This is a genomic window from Paenibacillus sp. J31R98 (assembly GCF_056269245.1).
In genome coordinates this window covers 281,175-300,174 of sequence record NZ_JBWDNO010000001.1, presented here as the reverse complement: position 1 = coordinate 300,174, position 19,000 = coordinate 281,175, and the positions used below count along the sequence as shown (strand labels likewise).

The window sequence follows — 19,000 nt, the reverse complement described above, 5'->3', positions numbered from 1 at the left end:
CACATCCAGAGTTTTGGGAACAACAGGAAAAAAGCCTCTTGAAAAGGTCTGATAGCAGTCCTCTTCGAAAGGCTTATTTGCATCCATGCGTGCATTATGGAATATATAGTACTTGGCCCTCGCTCACGCTCTGATCCGACAGCCGATTATAGAGTGCAATCTCGCGTGGCTGCAGCTGGTATCGACCTGCGATGACGTCAAGCGTCTCCTCGCGCTGCACGATACAGATACGAACCTTGCGGAAGGACTGATCCTCGCCGGAACGGCTGAAGAACAGGTTCTTCCATTCGATGTCATCTCCGCTCGACTTGCGCGCTTCCTTCGCTGCCTCTTCAGCCGATTGTTCCGCAGCCGCCCTTGCTTCCTGCTCCCTGCGGCTCGATTGCAGCAACGACCGGAAGCCGACGTTAGGCTGTGCAGCCTCCGCTTCTTCCTCAGCCGGCTTGCCCCCGACTGCGACTTTCAATTTACGCGCTGATTCCGCTTCGAAAGCCGAGATATCGCCAAATTGCTGCGCAGCCGGCGCATCTGCGTTAGCAGCGCCTTGCTGGCGTATCTTGGACTCGCGCTCTGCTGCATCAGCAAGAAACGGATTCTCCGCAGGAGGTCCAGCTAGAGCTGCCTCGATTGCTTCGTCCGACACTTCCGGCTCTGCTGCCTGAAGCGCTGCTTCTGCTTCCCGAGCTTCCGCATTGCGAGCTTCCGCTTCCAGCTGCCGCAGCCTCTCGATTGCAGCCGCGCGAGCGATCTCCTCTTGTTCGAAGGCCGCCTGCGCCGCTTGAGCCGCCGCATCACGATTGAACGCATCATTGTAGGCTTGCGGGTTGCTCGCTGTCTCCCAACCTTCGTTACGGATGGCCTGCGGCTCCGCATAACCTGTCTGCTGCTCGAACAATGATTCGTAATTCGGCACCTCTACCGGATCTCGCTTATGCACGACCGTAAAAGGCTCTTCCCGCTGCCACTCTTCCTGAGGGCTTGACTGGCCTAGCTCAATTCCTCTCAGCGACAGCACTCCCGTAATGTTGAGCGTTCGCGTTGACAGCAGGTCAACGTCGAAGTTATCAATCTCTACGGAGATGTCATCGAGCCGATGAATGCGATTCATAGGAAGCGTAATTTCGACAGGAATCCAGTGTTCCAATGACTGTTCAGCTAAAGGCTCATCCTGAGCGCGGTACACGCCGGTCAGGAGCAAATGTCCTTTTAACAACACCTGCTCGTCTTGCTGAACGATCCCGATACGAGGGACAAGCTCAATTTCTTCCAGCTCATCGATCGCCGCTACTTCATCAGGCAAATGAACCCGTTCATAAATGTCAAATCGTAAACCGTTTGACTGACTGGGCACGGTTGTCGTCCTCCTTTCCCCTCTCACCAAAGCTTGGTTACAGCTTTCTTCCCTATTTATCTATATGGCAAGGGCAGGGTAGGCATGACTACGATTTTCACAGTATTGCGTAGCGTTCGCGCACTTCTCGAAACCATTCAGGCTCATCCGCACGCACCGTCATATCTTCACCGCTCCACGGATGGACGAACGTCAATTGCTCGCCCCGCAGCGCTTGGTGGCGAAGCTTGGCATCGCTGCCGCCGTACAACGTATCGCCAACGAGCGGATGACCGAGATGGCTCATATGAACGCGAATTTGATGCGTTCTGCCGGTCTCTAGCCACAAGCGCACGAGGGTAGCGCGGCTATAGGAGGCGATTGTCTCGTAATGCGTGATCGCATGATCCCCGGCTGGGGACACGCGTCTGCGGGCACGATGATGGCGGTCTTTGCCAATCGGCGCATCAATTGTCCCTGCAGGCTTGCGAAGCACGCCTTGCACGAGGGCGACATATTGCCTTCCGATTGCCTTCTCGCGCATCGCCTCATCCAGGTGCAGCTGCGCCAGCTCATTGCGCGCATAGAGCACCGGTCCGGCTGTATCATCGTCCAGCCGATGGATATGCTTCGCAAGCTGAAGATCGCCCCGCTCGATTCCCGCGAGTGCGGCCTCCTCATCGAGCGTTCCGCGCTGGCCAGGCGCATTCGGATGAACCGGCATGCCAGCCGGCTTGTCCATGACGAGGCACCAGTCGTCTTGATAGAGAACTTGTGCGCGCACTTTGAAGGACCGCTCGGCAGCCGATTCCTCGCGCTGCTGCAGCGCCATCCGATATACCGCATCCTTCGCGGGATCAGCCGGAACAAAGGTGCGAAGCCGAATTGTGCCCCCGTCCATTTGGATGCCGCCAACCGAGAAGAGGCGATTCACATAACGCTCCGGAAACAAACCAAGGGCCAGCAGCCATTGCCGCACATGGTGCGGATGGCTCCCGGCCTCTATCTGCTGAACGGAAGCATGTGCTGCCCGGCTCGCCAGCGCGTCTGCTGACAAGCTGAGCCACTCCCCGTTACGTTCATATTTTAACAAGTTATGCTTATTATCCACGACTCTCAGCTCCTATTAGAGACGGCGAAGCGCCTCATCGTGTGCTTCAATCGTTGCATCAATTGCCGCTTCGTCATGCACGCCAGAGACGAACATGCCTTCGAACTGGGACGGAGCAATGCTTACGCCGAGATCCAGCATCGAGGCAAAATAGGCTCTGAACCGATCCAGATCTGCAGTCTTTGCCGTGTCGTAATTGATGACATGCTTCTCGGTGAAGAACGGGCAAACCATGGAGCCAACACGGTTAATCGTTGCAGGTACGCCGTGCTTCGCTGCATTCGCCTCGAAGCCGCGCTGCAAGCGAACGCTCAGCCGCTCAAGCTGCTCATAGGTTTGCGGTGTAAGAAGGCTCAGCGTTGTATAGCCAGCAGCCATCGCTAGCGGGTTGCCGGACAATGTGCCCGCTTGATAGATCGGGCCGCTCGGCGCCATCATCTCCATAATCTCACGTTTACCGCCGTATGCGCCGACTGGCAGACCGCCACCGATAACTTTGCCCAGGCAAGTCAGATCCGGTGTAATGCCGTACAAGCCTTGCGCGCAGTTGTAATGAACGCGGAAGCCTGTCATGACTTCGTCGAAGATAAGCAAGCTGCCATATTGCGTCGTAATGTCTCTCAGCCCTTGCAGGAAGCCAGGCAGCGGCGGAACAACGCCCATGTTGCCGGCAACCGGCTCCACGATAATACAAGCGAGCTGCTCGCCGTATTGCTCGAAAGCCAGCTTTACAGAATTCAGATCGTTATAAGGAACGGTAATCGTATGCGTCGCTACACTCTCTGGCACGCCAGGGCTATCTGGCAAGCCAAGCGTTGCTACGCCGGAGCCTGCCTTGATGAGCAAGCTGTCCGCATGACCGTGGTACGAGCCTTCGAATTTCAGAATCTTGCTGCGCTTCGTATAGCCGCGTGCAAGACGCAGTGCGCTCATCGTCGCTTCCGTGCCGGAGTTTACCATACGAACAACTTCAACGGATGGAACGCGATCGCAGACAAGCTCTGCCATCTGTGTCTCAAGCTCAGTCGGAGCGCCGAAGCTTGTCCCTTTCTCCGCTGTCTTCTTGATCACTTCAATAACCTCAGGATGAGCATGGCCCATAATGAGCGGTCCCCACGAGCCGACATAGTCGATATAGTTGTTGCCATCGATGTCGTATACGCGATAGCCTTCGCCGCGCTCCATATATACCGGCGTTAGTCCAACCGATTTGAAAGCGCGAACCGGAGAGTTAACGCCGCCTGGAATAACCGTCTTCGCTTTGGCGAAAGCAGCTTTGGAACGATCATCCGACCTTTTCTGACTCTTAACGTTCATTTGTGACACCTGCCTGTTAATTAGTGACAATCTTGTGGTACACTTCTGATGAGATCGTACAGGCCGCTTGACTCTAAAAAGCCTGGTAATTCAGATGGAGAGGCTGATTGCATTGATCGAACTATTGAAGAACGTACAGCTATTTGAAAGCTTGAGCGATGAACAGCTCCATCATATTTTGTCGATTGCCAATAAACAATCATTTCCTGCCGGAACCGTGCTGTTTCAGGAAAATGATCACGGTTCAGCTTTCTATATCCTGTTAAAAGGTTCTGTGAAAATTTATACGCGCAGTACTTCCGGTGAAGAAAAGGTGCTTTCTCTCATCCAATCCGGCGAAAGCTTCGGCGAATTGTCGCTTCTTGACGGCAGGCCTCGCTCGGCTTCCGCACAGACGCTAGAATCGACGACAATCCTCGTCATCGCTGGCAAAGCGTTCAATGACCTGCTCCGCAGTCAGTTTGAGATTACCCGTCAAATCATGGCTGAGCTATGCCGCAGACTGCGTGACACGAATCAGCATGTCTACGACCTAACCTTCGTTGATGCCCGCACCCGCGTGCTCAAGAACGTCATTCTTCTCGCGAACCGCCATGGCTCGCGTTCAGGTAACCTCATCACCATAAGAGTTGCGCTGAACTACGACGAGCTCGCCCAGATGGCTGGCGTCACGAAGCAAGCATTATCCCAGGTGCTTCGCGATCTCGAAGACCGCAATATCCTGAGGTTCGGCCTCAATGAATATAAGCTCGACCTCGCGCGCCTGAACGGTTAATCCGTTCAGGCTTTTTTACGCCTAGGCCTGCCTCCATGCCTAATTATTCTCCGCGCAGCCAGCGTGCCACATCAAGCGCATGATATGTAATAATGATATCCGCCCCCGCGCGTTTCATGCCCGTTAGTGTCTCCAGCACAATCGCACGCTCATCAATCCAGCCGTTAGCAGCCGCAGCTTTCACCATCGAATATTCCGCACTAACATTATAAGCAACAACCGGCAAGTCAAACGTTTCCTTCAGCATCCGAACAACATCGAGATAAGCAAGCGCTGGCTTCACCATCAGCATGTCCGCGCCTTCGATGATGTCCGCCTCTGCTTCGCGAAGCGCTTCACGTGCGTTTGCCGGGTCCATCTGATAGGTCTTGCGATCGCCGAACTGCGGTGCGGAGTGGGCCGCATCACGGAAAGGTCCATAGAATGCAGAGGCATATTTAACGGAGTACGACATTATTGGCACGGACTCAAAGCCTGCCGCATCCAATCCTTCACGGATTGCGCTAACGAAGCCATCCATCATGTTGGAAGGCGCGATAATATCTGCGCCGGCTTCCGCTTGCGAGACAGCTGTCTTCACGAGCAGCTCGAGCGAAGAATCGTTGTCTACGACCGCATTCCCTGTACGAGGATCGTGGTGGATCATGCCGCAATGGCCATGATCGGTAAATTGGCAAAGGCAAGTGTCTGCAACAACGAGCAGCTGAGGCGCCCATTCTTTGATCGCACGCGTTGCCTCTTGCACGATTCCATTATGATCGTATGCCGATGTGCCGACCGCATCCTTCGTTGCAGGAACACCGAACAGCAGAATCGCTTTCACACCGCTAGCGACTACATTATCGATCTCTTGCTTGAGCAAATCCATCGACAGATGATAGACACCCGGCATCGAAGCGATCTCTTCTTTGATCCCTGTGCCGACTGTAACGAACAGCGGATAGATCAAATCATCCACCGTCAATTGTGTTTCGCGCACCAAGCTGCGTAATCCAGCGCTTCCGCGCAATCTGCGATTTCTCGTAATTGGAAATGCCATGTTAGTATGCTCCCTTCAGCTTGCGATTCGTAGCAATCGCCTCAATAAGTCCGTCTATCGTAGCCTCTTCAGGCTGAATCGTTACTTTAAGACCTGCCTCAGCAGCAGTTTGCGCCGTCACAGGACCGATACATGCTATATCTACGCCTTGCAGCAGCTCTACAGGCTGTTCTACGCCCATACGCCGCAGCACTTCGAGTAAATTCGTTACCGTCGAGGAGCTTGCGAATGTAATTACATCCACTTTGCCCGTCTGGAGCAGCTCAAGCGTCTCTTCGTCTTGATCATCCGCAAGCACCGTTTCGTACACGTCGATCTCGACAGGCTTAAGCCCTCTTGCCTTCAGCTCACGCGGCAATACTTCCCGAGCGAGATCGCCCCGAGGCAGAAGTACGCGCTGGCCTTCTATGAGATATTCGGACAAGCTATCAAGCAGATCCTCTGCTTGGAACTTTACAGGCAGCACATCGACCAACATGCCGCGCTTCTCCAGCGCTTCTGCCGTCTTCGGGCCGACCGCGGCAATGCGCGCGCGGTGGAACCGGCGAATATCAATGCGCAGCTTGCTCAGCCAGCTGAAGAAATAATCGACACCGTTGACGCTCGTGAACATGAGCCACTCGTACTGCTCCGAAGCTTGCAGCGCAGCCGTAAGCTCTGCCACCGCCTCATCTCCTGCAGGCTCCCTTGTCTCAATAACCGGGAATTCGCATGGCTCGCCGCCAAGCTCCTCAATCTGCTCGACAAGGTCGCTGCTCTGCGCTCTCGCGCGAGTCACAAGCACGCGCGTGCCGAATAACGGCTTGCGCTCGTACCACATCAGCTTCTCGCGCTGGCGCACAACATCGCCGACGACGATGACCGCTGGCGGCTTGAAGCCCGCCGCTTCCACGATCGCTTCAATCGTCTCAAGCGTCCCTGTTACGGTCCGCTGCTCCACACGCGTGCCCCAGCGAATTAGTGCCACAGGCGTATCCGCAGGCTTGCCATTCTTGATAAGCTGCTCTGCGATGTAGCCGATTTTCGCAACGCCCATCAGGAATACCAGTGTGCCCGTCGCAAGGGTTACTTTGTCCCAATGAATGGAATGATCAAGCTTGTCCGGACTTTCATGCCCGGTAATGATAGAGAAAGATGATGCCAAATCACGATGCGTAACCGGGATGCCCGCATAAGCAGGAACGGCGATCGCTGATGTAATGCCAGGCACGATCTCGAATTCGATGTCATTCTTCACCAGCAGCTCTGCCTCTTCGCCGACGCGTCCGAAGACACTTGGATCGCCGCCCTTCAGACGAGTAACGATCTTCCCTTGCAAAGCGAGATCCACAAGCAATTGATTAATCTCTTCTTGTTTCATCGTATGGCGATCCGGGAGCTTGCCGACGTAGATCTTCTCGGCTCCCGGCTTCAGAAACTTCAACAACCGCGGACTTGCGAGCCTATCATAGACGATGACATCACAAGATGCTATACATTCTCTTCCCCGAATCGTGATGAGCTTTGGATCGCCAGGACCCGCTCCTACGAGATAGACCTTCCCCTTGCCGTTTCTCTGTAGCACAGTCGCTCATCCCCTAACTTCTGCTAATATACGGTCTGCTCCTCTTGCTTTAAGCAGTTCTGCGACTTCAATGCCGAGCGCAACTGGATCATTTCCTTGCAAAGTTTCTTTCAGTAGCACGCTGCCGTCTGCAGAGCCAACGATACCCGTCAGTTCCAGCAGTGCGGAGCCACCCTCTGCTTCTCCAACGATTGTCGCGTGCGCGCCAATCGGGATTTGGCAGCCGCCGTTCAGCGCGCCAAGGAAGCTGCGCTCCGCTGACACAGTAGTCGCTGTCTGCGGATCATTCAGCAGCGCAAGCAGCTCGCGCACCTGCGCGTCATCCTCGCGGCACTCAATGCCGAGTGCGCCTTGACCAACCGCCGGAACGCACAGTTCTTCCGAGAGGTAGGACGAAATCTTCCCGTCCCAGCTCATTCGGTGCAAGCCTGCTGCTGCAAGCACAATGGCATCAAAACCTTCTGTTTCGAGCTTCTTGATGCGGGAATCTATATTGCCGCGAATCGACTCGATCTGCAAGTCAGGGCGCGCATTCTTCAATTGGCTGGAGCGGCGCAGGCTGCTCGTGCCCACCTTAGCGCCTTGCGGCAACTCTTCAAGCGACTGGCCATTCGCTGTGATCAAGCAATCACGCGGATCGACCCGTTTCGGAACAGCGCCGTTCATAAGACCTTCCGGCAGCTCGTATGGCATATCCTTCATGCTGTGAACGGCAAGATCGATCTCTTGATCGAACAGCGCCTGCTCGATTTCCTTCACGAATAGACCTTTACCGCCGACTTTGGACAACGTTACGTCGAGAATGCGGTCACCCTTCGTCACAATTTTGCGAATTTCAAAATCATATGGAAGCCCTTGCTCCACACAAATGGCTTTCAGCTGATCAATGACTTGGCCCGTTTGCGTTAAGGCAAGTGCGCTTTGACGTGTTCCGACAACGATCACGCGGCGTCCATCTACGATATAAGGCATATTATTGTCTCCTCTCGGCTGCCTGCTGCAGCCTGCTCATCCACTCATCTATTGGTTCATTGCGATCATATTCAATCCCAGGATCAGAAAACTCTTCCGCTGCCCGGCGCAATAAGATCGTCCTTGCTCTTTCGTCAGTCACTTCACCTTGCACATGCTCACGCAGCAGACGAAGCCGCTCGACAATTGCCTTGTAATCTGCACCATACTGCTTCGCTAGCTGTGTCTTCAGTAAGCTTGTCAACGCCGGACTAGCTCCGCCTGTCGTCACCGTAATCAACAGTTCGCCTTGTCTGATAGCAGATGGCGTAATGAAGTGACCGGATTCACCAGAATCAGCGACATTCACGAGCGCCCCGCGGCTCTCGCCATATGCGGCTATGGCCCTATTCACTTCCCGCGAGTCCGTAGCTGCGAATAGAAGAAAAGCCCCGTGCAGGTCTTGTTCTTTGTATTCCCGTTGCACAAGGCCGATACACCCGCTATCCGCGAGCACTTTCAGCTCTTCAGTTATATGGGGCGCGATGACGATAACCTCGTCTGCCCCGCCGTCTAATAGGCCTCGAACCTTACGCTGTGCAACTGCGCCTCCGCCGACGACGACGCAGCGCCGTCCTTGAAGCTTCACCATCATCGGATAATAATCGCTCATCTTCCCGGCGATGCGCTCCTTTCACTGACACAGACGCCAACTTACTTGCGCCTATGACCAGCTATGAAAATTCGAAGCCTCATTCATAAATACATTAAGCAGGAGAACCGCGTAGCTGATGAGATTGAATCTCGCAAACTTCCGTCCTGCGCCGTCAAACCATTGATGCTTCATCACATTCCAAATATAGAGCGCAAGCGCTACGAACGATGTCAGCACTTTCGGATCAAGAAGCAAGCTGTAACGGCCTTCAACCAGAATGGATGCTACTGCTACCGCAAGCGACAGCATGAGCAGCGGCGTACCAATCAGCGACACCCGGAACATGAACCGATCCGCTGCATCGAGGCTCGGCATCCGCTGCATCTGCTTTGTCCACTGCTTACCCTTCAGCCTTCTGAACAAGAATAGGTACATTCCTGAGAAAATCGCGCTCACCGTAAACGCCGTATACGCTAGAATCATCAGAATAACGTGAAGAATAAGCATATGATGCGCCAGCTCCCACCTCTCCATGGAAGCGCCGGAGCTGATGCCGAATAAGTTGATCGTCAATACGGCAAATCCGATGACATTGACGAATAACACGATAAGCTCCATTCGAAAAAAACGGCTCATCACCAAAGAAACTGTGATAAGCAGCCAAGAGAAGAGGAGCAAATATTCAAACAATGACATAAAAGTCATGTCCAGGTGCGAAATAATTCGATGAACGATGAAGCCAGTCTGCAGCACCCAGACGAAAATAAGCAGCCCTGTTCCCAATTGTTTCGCTTGCCGATTTCGGTTAGCGAAATCGGAGAAGTAAAACAGAAGGCTCAGGGCATAGACGTACAGCATTCCATCAAATAACCAGTTTTGGGTAACCATATGCGCCTCCGCAAACGTTGAACAACTTATCTTGTAATCGCCGCAATTGCGCCCGCGCCAAGCGTAGGCAGCATATCTTTGGCAGCAGATTTGACTTCGCTTGGCACGGCAGCCTTCTGCTGCATTGCTTTGTTCTCGGTTTGTTCTAGCGTTTCTTCAAGTGCGAATAATTTCACGAACAGGTCCATCGCTTCGTCAGCCTTCTTCTCGCCGGCCATCTCTTTAATGCGAAGGATAGGGTCATGCATCATTTGGTTCACGATGCTCTTAGTTAGCTTATGAATGATCTTAAGTTCCCGCTCGCCAAGATCTGGCAGCTTGTTCGCCAAGCTATCCATCGTCTCGGAGTGAATATCTGCGGCTTTGGTCTGCAGCGCCCGAATGAGCGGTGCAACGCCTAGCGTCTTATACCAACTGCGGTAAGCTTCAAGTTCTGCTTGGATAAGCACATCAATCTTGGCAGCCTCAGCACGGCGCTGCTCCATATTGCTCTCGACGATCCCTTCAAGATCATCGATGTCATACAGGAATACGTTGTCGACCGACGCAATCGCCGGATCGAGGTCACGCGGAACTGCGATATCGATCATGAACAGCGGACGCGACTTGCGCTTATGCATCGCTGCAGCCACTTGTTCACGCATAATAACGTATCCGTCAGAACCTGTGGAACTAATCACAATATCGGTCTCGTGCAAACGCGCAATCGCGTCTGCCATTGAGAGAGGCGTTCCGTTGAACTTATCTGCAAGCTGCACTGCACGATCATAGGTCCGGTTTACTACAAAGACGCGGCTAGCACCGTTCGCATATAGATGCTTCGCAGTTAGCTCGCTCATCTTCCCGGCGCCAACAATCATAATCGTCTTCCCGCTAAATTGACCGAAAATCCGTTTGCCAAGCTCGACAGCCGCATAGCTGACAGATACCGCTGCTTCACCGATAGCCGTATCGGAGTGCGCCTTCTTCGCAAGCGTAACGGCTTGCTTGAAGAGCGAGTTGAACAGCGTACCTGTTGTCTTGTATTCTTGCGCAAGCGCAAACGCGCTCTTAATTTGACCTAAAATTTGCGTCTCCCCAATAACCATGGAATCGAGACCGCACGTAACACGGAACAGATGATCGATCGCTTTTTCATCTTCATACATATATAAGTCCGAGGTAAATTGCTGTCTCGGCGTATTAAACCATTTCTCCATAAATGTGCGAATGTAATGACCGCAAAGCGTAGGTCGATCAACAACAGCATACAACTCTGTCCGGTTACAGGTCGCTACGATGACACATTCCATAATGCTCTTCGTTTGTTTCAGCTGCTTCAAAGCATCTGGCAAATCTCGCTCGGAGAATGTAAAGCGTTCCCTGACTTCAACGGGAGCTGTCCGATAATTCAACCCGACCACGATAATGTGCATGCGCGTTCACCTGCCCTTCGACATCATTTTTCATCATTTAGTATAGCACAGGAAGGCAAGCTATACCCCTGCAATTATGAAAATTATTTGAAAATCACACTTGTTTCAGTCGTGGACCCCAGAAGCCTTACTTCAGCTTCCTTCATCTCCAACATATCATATAAATTCGTCCGAATCTGTATCCATATTTCGAAACTTGAATGAAAAAATACTTCCTTCTAATCGCCGCTAAGCGAATAAAAGAAAGTATTTGTTGGACTGCTTATTTAAATAATAATGCTACACAAGCTCAACTTGCTTCATGTCAGCTTCAACCACTTGTAGCTCACCCATACCGCGAACAAGCTTCTTAGCGTGCATTACTTTTGGTTTCAATACAGACATCATGTAGTCGATCGCGAGTTGCGGATCAACTGTTTCTCCACATGTATAACAATCAAGAGCAGCGAACCCTCTCTCAGGATACGTGTGAATGGAAAGATGACTCTCCGACAGCAATACGAGCACAGTTGCACCTTGTGGTTCAAATTGTTGTGCCTGCACCGAAAGTACGGTGGCACCGCATGCTTCCGCAGCTTCTACCATTTGGGCTTGTAAAAATTCCGCGTTGTTGAGCTTGTCAAAATCTACACCCCAAGTATCAACAGCAACGTGTCTTCCGAAAGTTGAGTATTCCATCTCTCGGTTCCCCCTTCCTAGGAATAAAATGTTTTGTAATTTCATCCGCTAGGACCTACGTCATTCACTGCCCGAGGGACTTTCCGCTCGCAACATTACCATGTCCTGAGTGAATCCTGGTTCCTAATTGTCATTGCAACGAAAATAAAAATAACATCTATCGCCCAGAAATGCAACAGTTTTTTTTGGCATAAATTTATTGGACCATGCTGCGAAAATTCCACTTTTCAACGTATGTTTGAATTGAATCGTTGGTGTGCGCCCTCGCTCGTCCATTCGCAATAAAAAAAGCCGCATTTCTGCGGCTCTTTCACACTTATATTGTTGAATTATTAAGCTTCTAGCTTAAACAAATTACGGGAATGCTGGGCTAAACGCTCATCGATAATAGCAATTTGCTCTTTGTCTTTGCATTGATTTCGCAAATCAAGCAACTGGTTAATCGCACCGCGTACGACTTCAATCTCTTGCTCAACGTCCATAATGCGAAACGCTGCTTCGAGCTGGCCAACCGTGTCTTTGAATTCAAAGACGACTCTTGATTCACCGCCGCGAATTTCGACAATTTTGCGAACGGTGCCTTCGGTATAATGATAGGTCATCGTATAGTTCGGATAAATGCGGTTTACAGTTGCATCGCCGCGGAATACGGATACCGCTTTGCGCATAGCGTTCGTTAGTTTCGGATGCATGATGCGGCATGTGAGTGCACATACGAATTGATCATTCTCACGCTCGAATGTAAGGCGGACTTCTTCTTGTCCTGCGTCGTCTTCGAGAACCACCTCGTGATTGCCGTTTTCCAGTACCCGCACCTGTTGTTTAATGTGCTGGTCTTCAAAAAACCGGACAAATCCCGCCATCTCTTCAGCCGTTAATTGCAGAGAAGCATTGACATATTCTGTGGCTATCCGCTGAGCCATAAAAATCTCCTCAATTCTTTAAAGTAACGCATTTGTAAATCTTCTTGCTTACCTATATTATACCTGATCGAAAAGCTTTATTCCTGTCGGCCAGCCGCGATATTCTCGCATATTTCTGAATAATCATGGAGATTTTACGAAGAGTCACCGCTTTTATGCGTTATCCTCACTTTTCGAGTGAAACTTCTGCTGTTTCTTCCGCTTCTTCCGCTTCTGCTTTCGTTTCCTCAATGGTTTCATTGATCAATTCCCAAAGCTCATCGCGGCCAAGGCCTGTCTCTGAGGAGAAGAGCACATGCCGGTCAGCAGGATGGAAGCTGAGCGCAGTCTTAATCATCTTCACATGCTTATCCCACTTGCTCTTCGGGATCTTGTCCGCCTTCGTCGTTACAACGCAAACGGGAATTTCGTAATGCTTCAGCCAATCGTACATGAGAATGTCGTCCTTCGACGGCTCATGCCGGATATCAATGATGAGCAGCACCATGCGAAGCGGCTCGCGGTCGTTCAAGAACGTCTCGATCATTGTTCCGAATTGTTGACGCTGTACCTTGGATACTTTTGCATAGCCGTAGCCTGGAAAATCGACAAGATAGACGCTTTCGTTCACACGGTAGTAGTTGAGCTGCTGCGTCTTGCCCGGCTGCGCGCTCGTTCGCGCCAGCCCCTTGCGGTTGATCATCTTATTAATAAGCGATGATTTGCCGACATTGGAACGCCCTGCCAGAGCGAACTCCGGCAAGGCATCCACAGGGTATTGATCGGGTCTTACGGCACTGATGACGAATTCTACGTTAGTAATTTTCACTTTAAGTAACCTGCTTTCTTAATGCGTTTCCACCGGCGACTCTGCCTTCGCTGCATGAAGCGCGTGTCTAAGCACTTCGTCCATGGAGCTGACAGGGATAAACTCCAGATCGTCCTTTACGCTGTCCGGGATGTCGCGCAGATCACGCTCATTCTCCTTCGGCATTAGCACTTTCCGAATCCCAGCGCGGTGCGCCGCGAGCGATTTCTCCTTCAGCCCGCCAATCGGAAGCACGCGCCCGCGAAGCGTAATCTCGCCGGTCATCGCGACTTCTTTATTCACATATCGATTGGTTAAGGCTGAGATTAGCGCCGTCGCCATTGTGATGCCTGCGGACGGACCGTCCTTCGGAATCGCGCCTTCCGGAATATGAATATGAATATCGTTCTTCTCATGGAATTTCGGATCGATTCCGAGCTCCTCTGCACGTGAACGCGTATAGCTGAACGCTGCCTGTGCAGACTCCTTCATAACGTCGCCGAGCTTGCCGGTTAACGTCAGCTTGCCGCTGCCTGGCAGCACGGTCACCTCGATGACAAGCGTGTCGCCGCCTACCTCAGTCCAGGCGAGGCCAGTAACCGCCCCGATCTGATCCTCCGCTTCCGCCATGCCATAGCGGAACTTCGCTGGTCCAAGCCATTCCTTCACTTTCGCAGCATCGACCTCGATCAACTTCGTATCCGTCTCGGTTACGATCGCCTTCGCTGCTTTACGGCAAATCGCTGCGATCTGCTGCTCCAAGTTCCGAACGCCGGATTCCCGCGTATACTCACGGATGACTTGCAATAGGCTGTCTTCGCCAATCATCAGCTGCTCATCCGTTAGGCCGTGCTCGCGTTTCTGCTTCGGCAGCAAATATCGGTTAGCGATCTGCTGCTTCTCAAGCTCGGTATAGCCTGGAATATAGAGTACTTCCATCCGGTCAAGCAGCGGTCTCGGAATATTATGAATCGCATTCGCCGTCGTCACGAACATGACATTCGACAGATCAAACGGAACTTCGATGAAATGGTCGCTGAACGTGCTGTTCTGCTCCGGATCAAGCACTTCGAGCAGAGCCGACGCCGGATCGCCGCGGAAGTCCATCGCCATCTTATCAATCTCATCCAGCAGGAATACCGGATTGAGCGAGCCCGCCGACTTCATGCCTTGAATAATACGACCCGGCATTGCGCCGACGTATGTACGGCGATGACCGCGAATCTCAGCTTCATCCCTTACGCCGCCGAGCGAGATGCGAACGAATTCGCGATTCAGCGACTTTGCAATGGAGCGAGCAATGGAGGTTTTACCGACACCGGGAGGGCCAACCAAGCAGAGAATCGGGCCTTTCAGCTTCTTCACCAGCTGTTGGACCGCCAGATACTCAAGCACGCGCTCCTTCGGTTTCTCCAATCCATAATGATCTTCATTCAAGATGCCTTCCGCCCGGTTCACGTCGAGGTCATCTTCGGTCCTCTTGTTCCAAGGCAAGGAGAGTAGCCAATCAATATAATTGCGGATGACACCGCCTTCTGCCGAAGTCGATGGCATCTTCTCGAGCCGGTCGATTTCCTTCTCGACCTTCTCCTTCACTTTCTCCGGAATGCCGGATTCGGCCATCTGCGTCCGAAGCTCTTCCGCTTCGCCTGCACGGCCTTCTTTCTCGCCAAGCTCCTTCTGAATCGCCTTCATCTGCTCGCGCAAATAGTATTCCTTCTGCGTCTTCTCCATCTGCTTCTTGACGCGCTGGCTGATTTTGCGTTCGAGCTCAAGCACTTCGCGTTCATTGTTCAGAATGTCGAGCAGGCGCTCCAGCCGCTCACGCACATCAATCGTCTCAAGGATATCCTGCTTATCCTTAATCTTGAGCGACAGATGACTAGAGATGACATCGGCAAGCCGTCCTGGCTCATCAATGTCAGATACGGCCGCAAGCGTCTCCGGCGTTACCTTCTTCGACAAGTTGATATAATGCTCGAACTGGTTCAGTACAGTCCGCATGAGCGCATCAATCTCCGGATCGGTCGACTCCGATTCTGGCAGTTCCTTGATCGACACTTCGTAGAACTCTTCATTCGGCACATAATCGACGATCTCGGCACGAACGACGCCCTCTACAAGCACGCGGATCGTACCGTTTGGCAGCTTGAGCATCTGTCGTACCCGCGCTACCGTGCCCACACGGAAAATATCTTCCTGTGTCGGCTCCTCAATATTCACTTCGGACTGCGAACATAACAGAATCATATGATCGTCCAGCATTGCGCGATCAAGCGCGCGTACTGATTTTTCCCTGCCCACATCTAAATGCAGCACCATGCTGGGGTATACAAGCAGCCCCCGTAGCGGCAGCAGGGGCAAGCGACGACCTTTCCATTTAGCAGGTCCCATTCCAGCACCTCCGTCTTAGAAGCTTACCTCTCGAACTTTACAGGCCAGGTGTGAATCGACCTAAAGTCTTAGAGCTTTTATCCATTTTATCACTGAGCGGAATCCGCCTGCAAATAGGGGAGGCTGCCCGCGATAAAAACATCCGCAGCCGGCGCCGGAATTGCAGCCGGAACATGCGATTCCTCTACCCCAAATACATGCTTGAACACTTCTTCAACATGGTCAACCGGAATCACTTGCACCCCTTGCAGGTCTGCAAAGATCGCCTGCCAGTTCTCCCGCGGAATGATAACTGTATCCGCTCCCGCTTGGAATGCCGCTTCCACCTTGGCTAGCACGCCGCCTACCGGCTTCACATTGCCGTGAATCCCCATCTCGCCTGTCATTGCAAGCTTATGGCTAATGGGAACGCCTCTGATAGCCGAAGCGATTGCAGTCGCCATCGCAATGCCTGCAGAAGGACCGTCAATCGGCGTACCGCCAGGAAAATTAATATGCAAATCGTAGTTTTCCGGCTTCATGCCCATCCGGCGCAGCACGGTGAGTACATTTTCAATCGAGCCCTTCGCCATGCTCTTGCGGCGAAGCGTCCTGCTGCTGCCTCCGCCAAGCTCTTCTTCATCGACGACACCCGTAATTGTATATACCCCTTTGCCTGCTCTTGCTCCAATCGCGCTTACTTCAATCTCAAGCAGCGTGCCCATATTCGGGCCATATACAGCCAGTCCGTTTACAAAGCCGATTTGAGGCGCAGCTGGCACTTTACGGTCCGGACGAGGCGGGATCTGGCTGCTGTTGACGACCCATTCGATATCCGCTGCCGAGATTGTATCGCGCTTCTCAGACAACGCTAGTCCTGCAGCCAGTTGAATAATATTGACGGCTTCGCGCCCGTTCGTCGCGTAGCGAGTAATCACGTCAATTGCTTCCTGTGATGGAGGCAAGCCAATCTTCTTCAGTGCATTAACGGCAATTTGCGAGATTTCATCCGGCAGCAACGGACGGAAGTAAATTTCCATGCACCTGGACCGCAGTGCAGGCGGAAGCTCCTGCGGCGAACGCGTTGTCGCGCCTACGAGCCGGAAGTCAGCCGGAAGCCCATTCTGAAAAATATCATGGATGTACATCGGAATACTGTTATCCTCGGAGTTGTAATAGGCGCTCTCGAGGTAGACTTTGCGGTCTTCAAGTACTTTTAACAATTTATTCATCTGAATCGGATGCAATTCACCAATTTCATCAATAAACAACATGCCGCCATGCGCCTTCGTTACAGCGCCCGGTTTCGGCTGCGGAATGCCTGCAACCCCCATGGCGCCAGCCCCTTGATAGATCGGGTCATGTACCGATCCGATGAGCGGATCTGCGATACCGCGCTCGTCAAAGCGAGCGGTCGTCGCATCAATCTCCGTAAACTTTGCTTCCTGCAGAAAAGGCGACGATGGATTCTTCTTCGCTTCTTCCAACACGACACGCGCAGCCGCTGTCTTACCAACGCCTGGCGGACCATAAATAATAACGTGCTGCGGATTCGCACTGCACATTGCCGCCTTCAGCGCTCGCAGTCCGTCCCTTTGCCCGACGATATCGTTAATCGTCTGAGGTCTCGTCTTCTCCGACAACGGCTTGGTGAGAGATACGGAACGCAGCTTACGCAGCTTATCCATCTCCTTGCGTGATTCGCGGTCAACCGCCGTCCGGTTCGTCTTCTGGTTACGCAATAGGTTCCAGAAATACAAACCGATAACAATAGCAAAAAACACTTGAATAAACATCAGAATCAAACTTAAGTTGCTCATAACGATTACTCCTCTCTAAAAAGAAAGAAACGGCGCTCTCGCCGCTTCCCCCAATAAAAAATCCGGCTGTATGGGGCTCATACTGTTCAGTATTGCCCCCCGCCGGATGGAATAATCGCGCTATTCACGTAAAGTTTACTGCTTATGCCGTTACTTGTGGACCAGGCAGGTGCTTTCGCCCCGGAATTTCTCCCGTTGCTTCGAACACACGCACGATCTCGTCAATTTCCTTCTTCAGCTCGGAGAGTAGCTCAGCCTCAGGCACCTTACGGATCATCTCCCCGTATCGGAACAGCATTCCTTCGCCGCGAGCTCCCGCGATGCCAATATCCGCCTCACGCGCCTCTCCTGGACCGTTAACGGCACAGCCAAGCACGGATACTTTAATCGGCACTTTAATCTTGCTAATATACTCTTCAACCTCATTAGCAATCGAGAACAGATCAATATCAAGGCGTCCGCATGTTGGGCAAGAGACGAGCGTCGCTGCATTCGTAATCAGACCGAATGTCTTCAGCAGCTCGCGCGCGACTTTCACTTCTTCAACAGGGTCGGCACTCAGACTGATCCGCACCGTGTTGCCGATGCCCATCGCCAGCAAAGCACCGATACCAGCGGAGCTCTTGATTGTGCCGGTATGAAGCGTGCCCGCTTCCGTAATGCCGAGGTGCAGCGGATATCGAATCACTTCTGCTGCCATCCGGTACGCTTCGATTGCCATCGGCACATCGGATGCCTTGAGCGACACAATAATGTCGTGGAAGTCGAGCTCTTCGAGAATGCCAATATGGAACAAGGCGCTCTCAACCATCGCCTCCGGCGTAGGATAGCCATACTTCTCGAGCAGGTGGTTCTCCAACGAGCCGGCATTTACACCGATCCGAATCGGAATGTTCTTCTCTTTACAAGCCTTGACGACCGCTTCGACTTTCTCCCGGCGGCCGATATTGCCCGGATTAATCCGCACTTTATCGACGCCGTTCTCAATTGCAGCCAGTGCCAAACGATAATCAAAATGAATGTCCGCAACGAGCGGAATATGAATGCGTTTCTTAATTTCCTTGATCGCCTCGGCAGCTTCCTTGTTATTGACCGTTACCCGGACAACTTGGCAGCCCGCCTCTTCCAAGCGCAAAATCTCAGCGACAGTCGCTTCAACATCTGCTGTCTTGGTCGTACACATACTTTGAATAATGACTTCATCGCTGCCGCCAATTGTGAGCGGTCCGACCTTGACCGGCACCGTATCCTTACGCAAATACATCAGATAACCTCTCCCATCAAGTGTAAACGGCTGTCGCCGTCCTAAGGCGGCAAAGCTAACGTTTCACAGTGAAATATAAGCCTAGTATAAAGTAAATCTTATACTTTCTT

At 52.3% G+C, this 19,000-nt stretch carries 16 protein-coding genes; 1 reads left to right on the top strand and 15 read right to left on the bottom strand.

All coding sequences use genetic code 11. The annotated features are described in order from the left end of the window. Window positions 1–94: 94 nt before the first annotated feature. From AC0YNX_RS01270 to hemL, 3 genes are all read right to left on the bottom strand, one after another. On the bottom strand, window positions 95–1,351 hold the full coding sequence (locus tag AC0YNX_RS01270; protein ID WP_475813846.1) for a LysM peptidoglycan-binding domain-containing protein: 1,257 nt from the start codon (window positions 1,349–1,351) through the stop codon (window positions 95–97). Between the two features lie 97 nt (window positions 1,352–1,448). Further along, complete coding sequence (locus AC0YNX_RS01265; RefSeq protein ID WP_475813845.1) at window positions 1,449–2,441, bottom strand: RluA family pseudouridine synthase; 993 nt, start codon at window positions 2,439–2,441, stop codon at window positions 1,449–1,451. Window positions 2,442–2,456: 15 nt separating this feature from the next. Beyond that, complete coding sequence (gene hemL / locus AC0YNX_RS01260; RefSeq protein ID WP_475813844.1) at window positions 2,457–3,758, bottom strand: glutamate-1-semialdehyde 2,1-aminomutase; 1,302 nt, start codon at window positions 3,756–3,758, stop codon at window positions 2,457–2,459. A 112-nt stretch (window positions 3,759–3,870) separates the two neighbouring features. On the opposite strand from hemL, the gene AC0YNX_RS01255 reads away from it, so the two are divergent. After that, entirely contained in the window at window positions 3,871–4,533 is a 663-nt protein-coding gene (locus AC0YNX_RS01255; protein ID WP_475813843.1) for a Crp/Fnr family transcriptional regulator, read from the top strand. Window positions 4,534–4,576: 43 nt separating this feature from the next. Here AC0YNX_RS01255 and hemB read toward each other — a convergent pair whose 3' ends face one another. The 12 genes from hemB to ispG all read right to left on the bottom strand — a co-directional run bounded on the left by hemB (window position 4,577) and on the right by ispG (window position 18,890). Continuing rightward, window positions 4,577–5,572 (bottom strand): porphobilinogen synthase, encoded by a 996-nt coding sequence (gene hemB / locus AC0YNX_RS01250; protein WP_475813842.1) that lies wholly within the window; start codon window positions 5,570–5,572, stop codon window positions 4,577–4,579. Window position 5,573: 1 nt separating this feature from the next. After that, on the bottom strand, window positions 5,574–7,136 hold the full coding sequence (cobA, locus tag AC0YNX_RS01245) for a uroporphyrinogen-III C-methyltransferase (RefSeq protein WP_475813841.1): 1,563 nt from the start codon (window positions 7,134–7,136) through the stop codon (window positions 5,574–5,576). A 6-nt stretch (window positions 7,137–7,142) separates the two neighbouring features. Further along, window positions 7,143–8,108 (bottom strand): hydroxymethylbilane synthase, encoded by a 966-nt coding sequence (hemC, locus tag AC0YNX_RS01240; protein ID WP_475813840.1) that lies wholly within the window; start codon window positions 8,106–8,108, stop codon window positions 7,143–7,145. Between the two features lies 1 nt (window position 8,109). Continuing rightward, window positions 8,110–8,760 (bottom strand): precorrin-2 dehydrogenase/sirohydrochlorin ferrochelatase family protein, encoded by a 651-nt coding sequence (locus tag AC0YNX_RS01235; protein ID WP_475813839.1) that lies wholly within the window; start codon window positions 8,758–8,760, stop codon window positions 8,110–8,112. Between the two features lie 51 nt (window positions 8,761–8,811). After that, entirely contained in the window at window positions 8,812–9,630 is an 819-nt protein-coding gene (locus tag AC0YNX_RS01230) for a cytochrome C assembly family protein (RefSeq protein ID WP_475813838.1), read from the bottom strand. Window positions 9,631–9,656: 26 nt separating this feature from the next. Then, entirely contained in the window at window positions 9,657–11,045 is a 1,389-nt protein-coding gene (gene hemA / locus AC0YNX_RS01225; RefSeq protein WP_475813837.1) for a glutamyl-tRNA reductase, read from the bottom strand. A gap of 279 nt (window positions 11,046–11,324) precedes the next feature. Next, window positions 11,325–11,723: an adenosylmethionine decarboxylase gene (gene speD / locus AC0YNX_RS01220; protein ID WP_090572841.1), complete on the bottom strand. Its 399-nt coding sequence runs from the start codon at window positions 11,721–11,723 to the stop codon at window positions 11,325–11,327. A 332-nt stretch (window positions 11,724–12,055) separates the two neighbouring features. Next, window positions 12,056–12,646, bottom strand: a complete 591-nt coding sequence (locus AC0YNX_RS01215; RefSeq protein WP_475813836.1) for a non-ribosomal peptide synthetase module — start codon at window positions 12,644–12,646, stop codon at window positions 12,056–12,058. A 166-nt stretch (window positions 12,647–12,812) separates the two neighbouring features. Then, window positions 12,813–13,454: a ribosome biogenesis GTP-binding protein YihA/YsxC gene (gene yihA, locus AC0YNX_RS01210; protein ID WP_475813835.1), complete on the bottom strand. Its 642-nt coding sequence runs from the start codon at window positions 13,452–13,454 to the stop codon at window positions 12,813–12,815. Window positions 13,455–13,472: 18 nt separating this feature from the next. Next, on the bottom strand, window positions 13,473–15,827 hold the full coding sequence (lon, locus tag AC0YNX_RS01205; RefSeq protein WP_475813834.1) for an endopeptidase La: 2,355 nt from the start codon (window positions 15,825–15,827) through the stop codon (window positions 13,473–13,475). Window positions 15,828–15,916: 89 nt separating this feature from the next. Beyond that, a complete protein-coding gene (lonB, locus tag AC0YNX_RS01200; RefSeq protein WP_475813833.1) occupies window positions 15,917–17,626 on the bottom strand; it encodes an ATP-dependent protease LonB in 1,710 nt (569 codons plus the stop codon). 142 nt (window positions 17,627–17,768) lie between these two features. Further along, entirely contained in the window at window positions 17,769–18,890 is a 1,122-nt protein-coding gene (gene ispG / locus AC0YNX_RS01195; protein ID WP_475813832.1) for a flavodoxin-dependent (E)-4-hydroxy-3-methylbut-2-enyl-diphosphate synthase, read from the bottom strand. Between the last annotated feature and the right edge of the window lie 110 nt (window positions 18,891–19,000).